This window comes from Mesorhizobium sp. M7A.F.Ca.CA.002.04.1.1 (genome assembly GCF_004022805.1).
GTDB classification, from domain to species: Bacteria; Pseudomonadota; Alphaproteobacteria; order Rhizobiales; family Rhizobiaceae; genus Mesorhizobium; species Mesorhizobium ciceri.
Genome location: NZ_RZPL01000154.1, coordinates 1 through 9,392, shown reverse-complemented (window position 1 = coordinate 9,392; position 9,392 = coordinate 1). Strand labels below are relative to the sequence as shown.

12 protein-coding genes and 1 pseudogene are annotated in these 9,392 nt (G+C 62.9%); 3 read left to right on the top strand and 10 right to left on the bottom strand.

Annotation, left to right across the window (positions count from 1 at the left end):
- The 9 genes and pseudogenes from ENZ75_RS35070 to ENZ75_RS10895 all read right to left on the bottom strand — a co-directional run.
- Nucleotides 1–94, bottom strand: a pseudogene (locus ENZ75_RS35070) (transcriptional regulator); the annotation flags it as partial.
- 63 nt (nt 95–157) lie between these two features.
- Nucleotides 158–580: an arsenate reductase (glutaredoxin) gene (gene arsC / locus ENZ75_RS10930; RefSeq protein ID WP_063168658.1), complete on the bottom strand. Its 423-nt coding sequence runs from the start codon at nt 578–580 to the stop codon at nt 158–160.
- Nucleotides 577–1,641, bottom strand: a complete 1,065-nt coding sequence (arsB, locus tag ENZ75_RS10925; RefSeq protein WP_164747183.1) for an ACR3 family arsenite efflux transporter — start codon at nt 1,639–1,641, stop codon at nt 577–579. The genes arsC and arsB overlap by 4 nt, the downstream gene beginning before the upstream one ends.
- A gap of 92 nt (nt 1,642–1,733) precedes the next feature.
- Entirely contained in the window at nt 1,734–2,066 is a 333-nt protein-coding gene (locus ENZ75_RS10920; protein ID WP_013530549.1) for a metalloregulator ArsR/SmtB family transcription factor, read from the bottom strand.
- A 70-nt stretch (nt 2,067–2,136) separates the two neighbouring features.
- On the bottom strand, nt 2,137–2,838 hold the full coding sequence (locus tag ENZ75_RS10915; RefSeq protein WP_063168660.1) for an RES family NAD+ phosphorylase: 702 nt from the start codon (nt 2,836–2,838) through the stop codon (nt 2,137–2,139).
- Nucleotides 2,832–3,254 (bottom strand): MbcA/ParS/Xre antitoxin family protein, encoded by a 423-nt coding sequence (locus ENZ75_RS10910; protein ID WP_013530547.1) that lies wholly within the window; start codon nt 3,252–3,254, stop codon nt 2,832–2,834. The genes ENZ75_RS10915 and ENZ75_RS10910 overlap by 7 nt, the downstream gene beginning before the upstream one ends.
- Nucleotides 3,255–3,398: 144 nt before the next feature.
- Entirely contained in the window at nt 3,399–4,832 is a 1,434-nt protein-coding gene (locus ENZ75_RS10905) for an aldehyde dehydrogenase family protein (protein WP_063170298.1), read from the bottom strand.
- 160 nt (nt 4,833–4,992) lie between these two features.
- Nucleotides 4,993–5,376 (bottom strand): ACT domain-containing protein, encoded by a 384-nt coding sequence (locus ENZ75_RS10900; protein WP_063168661.1) that lies wholly within the window; start codon nt 5,374–5,376, stop codon nt 4,993–4,995.
- A 15-nt stretch (nt 5,377–5,391) separates the two neighbouring features.
- Nucleotides 5,392–5,871 carry a GNAT family N-acetyltransferase gene (locus ENZ75_RS10895; protein WP_024501788.1) on the bottom strand — a complete coding sequence of 160 codons (480 nt, stop codon included), beginning with the start codon at nt 5,869–5,871 and terminating at the stop codon, nt 5,392–5,394.
- 318 nt (nt 5,872–6,189) lie between these two features.
- On the opposite strand from ENZ75_RS10895, the gene ENZ75_RS10890 reads away from it, so the two are divergent.
- Nucleotides 6,190–6,780: a cation diffusion facilitator family transporter gene (locus tag ENZ75_RS10890; protein WP_063168662.1), complete on the top strand. Its 591-nt coding sequence runs from the start codon at nt 6,190–6,192 to the stop codon at nt 6,778–6,780.
- Between the two features lie 391 nt (nt 6,781–7,171).
- Here the strand turns inward: ENZ75_RS10890 and ENZ75_RS10880 are convergent, their stop codons facing one another.
- Nucleotides 7,172–7,567: a cupin domain-containing protein gene (locus ENZ75_RS10880; RefSeq protein ID WP_027160872.1), complete on the bottom strand. Its 396-nt coding sequence runs from the start codon at nt 7,565–7,567 to the stop codon at nt 7,172–7,174.
- Nucleotides 7,568–7,717: 150 nt separating this feature from the next.
- Between ENZ75_RS10880 and ENZ75_RS10875 the strand changes: the two genes are divergently transcribed.
- Nucleotides 7,718–8,617, top strand: a complete 900-nt coding sequence (locus tag ENZ75_RS10875) for a LysR family transcriptional regulator (protein WP_063168663.1) — start codon at nt 7,718–7,720, stop codon at nt 8,615–8,617.
- Between the two features lie 121 nt (nt 8,618–8,738).
- Nucleotides 8,739–9,392: PAS domain S-box protein (locus ENZ75_RS10870; RefSeq protein WP_128278098.1), on the top strand; the 654-nt coding region annotated here is incomplete at its 3' end.

Here is a 9,392-nt window from a genome sequence, read left to right as displayed (position 1 = left end):
CGTCATCACCGGCCCGCACCAGGATGCGATAGAGCTGAAGCCGCGTCGGATTGCCGAGCGCTTCAAGCTGCGCGGCTGCTTTTTCGAGTCTCATGGAAATAAGCTACGCAGCACTTTTCGCGCCGTCAACCCAATTTCGAAAATTATGGAAATAGCGTCAACCGGGGCGCTTGCCCGAGGCGTAAATGACCACCTCGCCATCCTCCTTGGTGAACGTGCCGATGTCCGGATTGGGCAGAATGTCCAGCACCTTTTCCGACGGCCGCGCCAGCACGACGCCGAGCGGACTGACGACGATCGGCCGGTTGATCAGGATCGGATGTGCCAGCATGAAATCGAGGATCTGCTGGTCGGACCATTTCGGGTCGGCAAGGCCGAGTTCGGCATAGGGTGTGCCCTTCTCGCGCAGCAGGGCGCGCGGTGTAATGCCCATCGCCGCGATCAGGTCGACCAACCTTTCGCGCGATGGCGGCGTCTTCAGATATTCGATCACCTCCGGCTCCTCGCCCGACTGGCGGATCATGGCCAACGTGTTGCGCGACGTGCCGCAATCGGGATTGTGGTAGATGGTGATGGTCATTTCGAGGTCCTCTCAGCCGACATGGTATTCCGGACGGCGCCGCCCATCTCGTACCAGCCCTTGCTGCGGTTCACGATCCACACCACCGACAGCATGACCGGAACCTCGATGAGCACCCCGACCACAGTGGCAAGGGCCGCGCCAGAATTCAGCCCGAACAGCGCGATCGCGGCGGCCACCGCCAGCTCGAAGAAGTTCGACGCGCCGATCAGCGCCGATGGTCCAGCCACGCAGTGTCGTTCGCCGCTGAGGCGGTTGAGCAGATAGGCAAGACCGGAATTGAAATAGACCTGGATCAGGATCGGCACCGCCAGCAGCACGATCACCAATGGCTGCGCGATGATCTGCTCGCCCTGAAAGCCGAACAGCAGCACCAACGTCGCCAGCAAGGCAACCAGCGACAGGGGCTGCAGCGTGGCAAGCAGGGCCTCAAGCCCGGCCTGTCCCCTCGCTGCCAGCAGCCGGCCACGAACCAACTGCGCGACGATCACCGGCGCGACGATGTAGAGTGCGACCGACAGCATCAGCGTGCCCCATGGCACGGTGATCGCCGACAGGCCGAGCAGCAGGCCGACGATTGGCGCGAAAGCAACGATCATGATAGCGTCGTTGAGCGCTACCTGCGACAGCGTGAAATTCGGCTCGCCGCGCGTCAGGTTCGACCAGACGAAAACCATCGCCGTGCACGGCGCCGCGGCAAGGATGATCAGCCCGGCAATGTAGGAATCGATCTGCACGGCGGGCAGCCACGGCCGGAACAACCAGCCGATGAAGAGCCAGCCCAGCAGCGCCATCGAGAACGGCTTCACCGCCCAGTTGATGAACAGCGTCACGCCGATGCCGCGCCAATAGGTGCCGACCTTGGCCAGCGAGGCGAAATCGACGCGCAAGAGCATCGGCACGATCATCAGCCAGATCAGCACGGCGACAGGAATGTTGACCCTGGCGATCTCGGCCAACGCGATGGCGCCGAACACGCCCGGCAGCAGATGGCCAAGCGCGATGCCCGCGACGATGCACAGTGCCACCCACACCGTCAGATATTTCTCGACGAAGCCGATGCCGGGCCGCACCGCCTCAGCTGTGTTCAGAGCATGATCGGTCATGATGGCTTCCTTGTTCGAACGGCGCGCGGCGGACAGTCACAAGCCCCTCAGCAGTCACAGGTCACGGCATTGATGACCGGGCGGCAGAGCTCCGGCGCGCCATTGCAGCAATCTTCCATCAGATAGGCCAGCAGGTCGCGCAAGCCGGTCATGTCGGCGACATAGCGCACGGTCCTTCCGTCGCGTTCGGGACGGATCAGCCCGGCATGGGCGAGCACCTTCAGATGCGCCGACATGGTGTTCTGGACCGTGTCCAGCCTCGTTGCGATCTCGCCGGCTGGAATGCCTTCCGGGCCGGCACGCACGAGCAGCCGGAAGACATCCAGCCGCGTCTCCTGGCCAAGTGCGGCCAGCGCGTTCAAAGTGCCCTTCCTATTCATATATCCGAATCCTTGGATTTATGGATTCGTGAATATCGACTCCCCCGCGATCTGTAAAGGATGTCCGCCGCTATGATGTGACGGCAAGCACCTTTCCCGTATCGTGCTGGCGCACGAAGTCCACCCGGGCACCATCCCAGTGGTAGCTGTAGTGGCGGCCCTGCACTGGAATGGCAATGACATCGGGCCAGAAGATGCCGATGCAGCCGCCGCCCGGCATGCGCACGCTGTTCCACACCAGCCCGTCGCTGCCTGCTGCCCGCAGCGCCCGCCCTTCCGCCTGCGAGGCGGAATAGTCGTCCGGGTCGAGCACGCCGGGCACGGCGTTGACGTCATCGAGGTCGCGGTCGACGTTGCCGATCAGCACGCGGAAATCCGCCGTCCAGCCCGGCCCTTCGTTGGTGGCGCGCATGAATTTCTGATGGTGGTGAATGGTCTCGGCCAGCGCCACCTCCTCGCTGTCACCCGCATAATAAATCCCGTAGCTGCCATCCGAGAAGCGGCCTGGTCTGAGCGTCGAGCAATGCACGAAGGGCGCCATCACGAAACTGGCGCCGGGGCCGGAAATCCGCCTTGCGGCCGAAACCTTGCCGAGATCGCCGATCTCGAACCTTATGCGTGGGTTTGTCTTCGCCTCGACGGCGGCAAGCGCCTCCCAGTCGCGCGGGTCGGCAATGTCTTCGAACAGGTCGATCGGTGGGTGGATGGAACGGATGATGCGGAAGGTCTGGTGCCAGTCGACGCGGCGACGGACCGCAAGCCCACTCACCATGCACCACGCTCCGCATCGAGCCATTCGCGCATCGCCGAGAGATCGGAGATTTCGCCGCGCAGCATCAGGTCGAGCGCCGACTGGCCGCCAAAGGTGGCATTGGGCTTGCGGATCCAGGCATAGCCGCGCGCCGGTTCCGTGAAGAGGTAGCGCAGGCCCTTGTGGATGCCCATCAGATGCGCCATGCGGGTGCGCAGGTCGCGGTCGATCCTGCCGATGCCACCTTCCTTCGCCCCAGTCTTCCAGCGTGCCCAGGTGCGCGCCGACATACCGCCGAGCAGGATGCAGGCCTCCAGGTCGGTGAGGTTCCAGGCCTTGAACAGATTGACCGTTGTGCGCGCCAGCGCGCCCGCTTCTTCATCCGAGATAGCGGCTCCGAACGTGGCCGGCGTGGTGACGATGGATTGAAGCTGCATTGCGTTCACCTTGCTGATTGGCAGATATATAGCATGTATTTGCCAATTGGCAAGAATGCGGAGATGGCAAGGCTTGGCTGCAAAATGAAAAGGCGCGGCCCACACCGCAGGCCGCGCCCTTTATTGCATCACACTGTACGGTGCCTACTCAGCCGCTTCATATCCCGCGATGCCCTTGATCTCGAGGAAATCCTCAAGTCCGTATTCGGCATATTCGCGGCCATTGCCCGACTGCTTGTAGCCGCCGAACGGCAGGCCGGCGTCCCACTGGGGATAGTTGATGTAGACATTGCCGGTGCGCATGCGCGCCGCGACTTCGCGCGCCTTCTTCATGTCCTTGGCCTGGATGTAGGAGGCGAGGCCATAGACGGTGTCGTTGGCGGTCTCGACCACCTCGTCGACGCTGTCATAGGGCATGATCGCCAGTACCGGCCCAAAGATCTCCTCGCGCGCGATGCGCATGTCGTGGGTAACGTCGGCGAACACCGTCGGCCTGACATAGTAGCCGCGGTTGAGTTCGGCCGGACGGCCGGGGCCGCCGGCGACCAACGTCGCACCCTCGTCGATGCCGGCCTGGATCAGGTCCTGGATCTTGTCGAACTGAACTTGGCTGACGACCGGGCCGAGCTTGGTGCCGGCAGCGTCGGCCGGACCGACGGTGAATTTTTCCGCCGCAACCTTGGCATAGCCGGCCGCCTCGTCATGGCGCTCGCGCGGCACGAACATGCGCGTTGGCGCGTTGCAGGACTGGCCGCTGTTGCTGAAGCAACCGGCCACGCCCTTGCTGACCGCGCTTGCGAGGTCGACGTCGGGGAACAGAATGTTGGCCGACTTGCCACCAAGCTCCTGATGCACGCGCTTGACCGTGTCGGCAGCGGCCTTGGCCACCAGGATGCCGGCGCGGGTCGAACCGGTGAACGACATCATGTCGATGTCAGGATGGCTGGACAACGCCTGGCCGACGCCCGGTCCGTCGCCATTGACGAGGTTGAAGACGCCCTTCGGCACGCCGGCCTCGTCGAGGATCTCGGCGAAGATGATGGCGTCGAGCGGCGCGATCTCGGATGGCTTGAGCACCATGGTGCAGCCGGCGGCGAGCGCCGGACCCACCTTGCAGGTGATCTGGTTGAGCGGCCAGTTCCACGGCGTGATCAGCCCGACGACACCGATCGGCTCCTTGACCACGAGATGATTGCCCTTCACGTGGCGGAATTCGAAAGCCTTCAGCGTCTCGGCCATTTTGGTCAGATGCGCCAGCCCAATGCCGACCTGGCTGTCCAACGCCATCTGGCGCGGCGCGCCCATCTCGCGCGACACGGCAACCGCAAGATCGCCACTGCGCTTCTTGTAGACCGCGATGATGCGATTCAACAGGTCGAGCCGCTCGCTAACTTCGGTGAAACCAAAGCCGTTGAAGGCGCGCTTGGCGGCAGCCACCGCCTTGTCGACATCGGCCTTGGAGCCGAGCGAAATCTGCGCAAAAGCGTCCTCATTCGAGGGATCGATGACGTCCAATGGGTTGGGCACAACAGGATCGACCCACGCGCCATCGATGTAGAACTGCAGATTGTGTGACATGGTTTTCTCCTTGGCCGCATGGTCGCGCCGGGCCGTCATATCTGGCTGGAGATAACGATGCACAAACGCCGCTGTCAAACACAACCCCCGAAGTGGTTGAGCCAGTGCGGCAGTGATTGAGCCAGAGCGGTTGGGCAGCAACCGGCTTGGTGAGGATGGACTACAGCAAGGTATGCCCGGCCTCGACCAGAAACCGCCTCGCCGCGGCCTGATCCGTGGCTTTCACCAGGAGATGGTCGCCATCGAAAGTGGACACCACGAAGATGCCCAACCCGTTTTCCGACAACGGCCTGATGACCGACAGCACGATACCGGTTTCGTCGAAGGCGAACGGGCCCAGGAGCTTGAAGGCCACCCAGTCGATATCCTGCTTGACGGCATGCGGCACGCGGTCCTGCAGGCAAACGATCGAAAGCTCGTCGTCGGTCCTTGTGATGCTGACGAAGCCTGGTCCGTCCGCCCAACCGGGAATGGTTTCGCCCGCCGCCAGCCGGGAAACCGCGTAAGACCCCGGGAGTTGCTTAAGCTTGACCTTGGCAGCCATTATCGAAATCCTTCCTCAGATCGCCGGTGATCCCGCTAGCCTCTTGCTCATATAGACCGTCATGCCGCCCATGAACGGCTCGTCCCGATCCACTATGTAGCCCTGCCTCTTGTAGAGCGATACGTTCGCCTCGAACGCGCCATTGGTCAGCAGGCGAAGCTCGTCGCGGCCCGACTCGATCGCCTTGCGCTCGGCCCACTCCAGCAACAGCCGGCCAATCCCCCTGCCCTGCGCATCCGGTGCGACACAGACATTCTCGATCCACAGATGATCCTCGGCCAGCATGGTTTCAATCATTCCCACGATCCGATCATCCTCGACGGCGAGATCGAACGGATGCTCGGCAACAGCCTTCTCGTAGTCGGCGCGCATCGGCAGAGGCTCGCGGCCGATCACCGCTACCCATTTGGCATAGGCGGCGCGCACGATATCCCGGATCGCGGCGGCGTCAGCGGGCGCGGCCGGCCGAAGCCGGATGGAAGAATTGTTGGTCATCAAACTGCTCCAGACATGAAAAATCCCGCCGGCGGTTTCGCGGGCGGGGCTGGAAACGAAAGAACCGGGTCTATCCTGCCGGTCTTTGTCGTCGCGCAATCAGCTTGCCGCTCCGCACTGTGCAGGGGCGACGTCGCTTGGTGTTGGCGGGCGCGAAAACGAACATGGCGCCAAGTTGGAACAGGAAGCGCGGCGATGTCAAGGCGACCGCTCGATCGACAGTGTCTCGCATCGGCGACAAGGTTCTGGTCCTCGCGCCCGCAGGGCATAGAATCGCTATATGCTTTGTGCCAACGGCAGCTAATCGATGGGCAAACTATGACCGGGACGCTGAACAAAGCGGTGCGGATGGTGGCCATCCTGAACCTGGCCTATTTCGGGATCGAATTTGCCGTAGCCGTTTGGATCGGATCGGTATCGCTGTTCGCGGACAGCATCGATTTTCTGGAGGACGCATCCGTCAATCTCCTGATCATGGTCGCGTTGGGCTGGACCGTCCGCAATCGAGCGCGGCTCGGAATGGCGCTGGCCGGGATACTTCTGATCCCCGCATTGGCGACCCTTTGGACAGCCTGGGAGAAATTCAACATTCCAATTCCGCCAGCTCTCGTTCCGCTAACGCTCACGGCGGCTGGCGCGATGCTCGTCAACCTGTCGTGCGCGCTCATGCTCGCTCGCTATCGCCATCACAGCGGCAGCCTCACCCGCGCCGCCTTCCTGTCGGCGCGCAACGACGTCCTGGCCAATGTGGCAATCATTGCCGCTGCCCTGGTCACCGCATTCGTGTGGAATTCGGCCTGGCCCGATATCGTCATTGGGCTGGCAATCGCCGTCATGAATGCGGATGCTGCCCGCGAGGTTTTCACGGCCGCAAGACGCGAGTTCGCAGAAGGCCAAATTTCAAACTGAAACGCTGCCACCCGATCCGCGCACGATCCCCTCAACTCCTGCGCCGTCGGCCGGAATGGCTACCCGGTCGTCGAGTGCCCTCAGCCTGCGCCTGGCTCTAGCGATCGATCCTTGCTTCCTGTTGCGGAGAATAGCGCGCTCCCTGTACGGCGATCGCCGAGACCGCGTTCTCGATGTCGGCAGTTCGCCGTCAGCGCGACAGTGACCGATCCGATGTTCTCTTCGAGGCGATTGAGCTTGGTGGTGCCGGGGATCGGAACGATCCAGGGCTGTATCTGCCAAGCGCGGGAGCGATATCGGAGAATGGGCTTTTCAGCCTTGGAACATCGGTCATGTTGGTCTCCTTCGTAGAGTTCGGGCGTTGAACTCGGCGCCACGCGCCGATACCTGGTCAAATCCCGTATTGTTCGTCGCTGACATGCTCCAACCAGTCGACGACCTTGCCGTCGAGCGCTTCGGCGATAGCGATGTGGCTCATCGCCGTGGTCGGCGCGGCGCCATGCCAATGCTTCTCTCCGGGCGCGAACCAGACGATGTCGCCGGGCTGGATCGATTCGATCGGGCCGCCCTCGCGCTGCGCCAGGCCGGCGCCCGAGAGGACGATCAGCGTCTGGCCGAGCGGATGCGTGTGCCAGGCGGTGCGCGCGCCGGGCTCGAAAGTCACGGTGGCGCCGCCGACCCGGGCGGGCTCGCTGCCCTTGAACGGCGCGTCGATGCGCACCGCACCGGTGAAATAGTCGGCCGATCCCTTGGCCGAGGCCTGAGAGCCGTTTCGCGTGATGTCCATGGTTTTGTCCCTTCCTGGCAACAGCCATGACACGACCGCCCGGCTTTAGAGACGGCCGGAGGTGCCCGGTGTGATAACGCCTATCTAGGGTCTGCGATTGGTGCCGATTAGGTGCTATATCCAGCATGATCTTATGAAGGGGGCTCATGAATGCCACGTGACAACCTGAACGAGCTAACCGCCTTCCTCGCTGTGGCGCGCGAGGAAAGCTTCACCAGGGCGGCGGCCAAGCTCGGGGTTTCCCAATCGGCGCTCAGCCACACGGTGCGGGCGCTGGAGGAGCGGCTGGGTGTACGGCTCCTGACCCGCACCACGCGCAGCGTGTCGCCCACCGAAGCCGGGGAGCGGCTGCTTCGCACCGTCGGGCCGCGGCTGGACGAGATCGAGACCGAGCTCATTGCCTTGAGCGCATTGCGGGAAAAACCCGCCGGCGCCATCCGCATCACCGCCGGTGAGCACGCCGCCGATGCGGTCCTGTGGCCGGCGATCGCCCCGCTGCTGCCCGACTATCCCGACATCAAGGTCGAGATCATCGTCGACTATGGACTGACCGACATCGTCGCCGAGCGCTTCGACGCCGGCGTGCGGCTGGGCGAACAGGTGGCGCGCGACATGATCGCGGTGCGCATCGGCCCCGACATGCGCATGGCGGTGGTCGGCTCGCCAGCCTATTTCGCTACCCGACCAAAGCCGCGCACGCCGCAGAACCTGACCACCCACAATTGCATCAATCTGCGGCTGCCCACCTATGGCGGGCTCTATGCCTGGGAGTTCGAGAAGGCCGGACGCGAGCTGAAGGTTCGGGTCGAAGGCCAGCTTGTGTTCAACACGGCCGCTCTGCGCATGAACGCGGTGCTCGCCGGCCTCGGCCTTGCCTATCTGCCTGAGGAGCAGGTGACGGCCCATCTGGCCAACGGCCGGCTGGTGCGTGTGCTCGCCGACTGGTGCGGGCCCTTCCCCGGCTACCATCTCTATTACCCCAGCCGCCGGCAAGCCACGCCGGCCTTCTCGCTGCTGGTCGACGCGCTGCGCTACCGGGGCAAGGAGTAAGTCGGTGAGCAGCTTCCACCCGGCTTTGACTCGCCGCCGCCTGCGGTGACTATCCCCGGAAATGGTCGCGGAACCATTTCCGCGGCACCGCGTTCACTGCGGTTAACTGGAACTCCTATACGTGGCGCAAGTGACGAAAACCTCGAGCTCGACCTTTGATCTGCCCCACCAAATCCTCGATAATCTTCCCGTAGCAATCTACACCACCGACACCGAAGGCAAGATCACCTATTTCAATCGGGCCGCGGCAGATTTCGCTGGGCGCGAACCCGAGCTCGGAAAAGACCAATGGTGTGTGACGCACAAGCTGTTCACGACCGACGGTGAAGTGTTGCCGCATGACCAATGCCCGATGGCTGTCGCGCTAAAGGAGAACCGGCCGGTCAGAAACCAGTCGGCTATCTCCCAACGCCCGGACGGCACGCGTGTGCCGTTCCTTCCCTATCCCACACCGCTTCATGACGAGCAGGGCAGACTGGTCGGCGCCGTCAATATGCTGTTCGATCTCACTGACCGCCATCATGCCGACGAGGCCAGGCATCATCTGTCAGCCATCGTGGAGTCTTCCTTCGATGCCATCGTCAGCAAGGATTTGAACGGAGTCATCAGGAGCTGGAACTCAGCCGCCCAACGTCTGTTCGGTTACACCGCCGACGAAGCAATCGGAAGGTCGGTAACTATGCTGATACCGGACGACCATTTGGACGAAGAGCCGCGCATATTGGAGCGCATCCGCAAAGGCGAGCAGGTCGAGACCTACGAAACCATCCGCCGC

Coding starts and splice junctions, on each gene's coding strand:
- ENZ75_RS10880 (WP_027160872.1), bottom strand. CDS start 7,567: ATGGACATCACGCGAAACGGCTCTCAGGCCTCGGCCAAGGGATCGGCC.
- ENZ75_RS10890 (WP_063168662.1), top strand. CDS start 6,190: ATGACCGGGACGCTGAACAAAGCGGTGCGGATGGTGGCCATCCTGAAC.
- arsC (WP_063168658.1), bottom strand. CDS start 580: ATGACCATCACCATCTACCACAATCCCGATTGCGGCACGTCGCGCAAC.
- ENZ75_RS10875 (WP_063168663.1), top strand. CDS start 7,718: ATGCCACGTGACAACCTGAACGAGCTAACCGCCTTCCTCGCTGTGGCG.
- ENZ75_RS10900 (WP_063168661.1), bottom strand. CDS start 5,376: ATGGCTGCCAAGGTCAAGCTTAAGCAACTCCCGGGGTCTTACGCGGTT.
- ENZ75_RS10910 (WP_013530547.1), bottom strand. CDS start 3,254: ATGCAGCTTCAATCCATCGTCACCACGCCGGCCACGTTCGGAGCCGCT.
- ENZ75_RS10895 (WP_024501788.1), bottom strand. CDS start 5,871: ATGACCAACAATTCTTCCATCCGGCTTCGGCCGGCCGCGCCCGCTGAC.
- ENZ75_RS10915 (WP_063168660.1), bottom strand. CDS start 2,838: ATGGTGAGTGGGCTTGCGGTCCGTCGCCGCGTCGACTGGCACCAGACC.
- ENZ75_RS10905 (WP_063170298.1), bottom strand. CDS start 4,832: ATGTCACACAATCTGCAGTTCTACATCGATGGCGCGTGGGTCGATCCT.
- ENZ75_RS10920 (WP_013530549.1), bottom strand. CDS start 2,066: ATGAATAGGAAGGGCACTTTGAACGCGCTGGCCGCACTTGGCCAGGAG.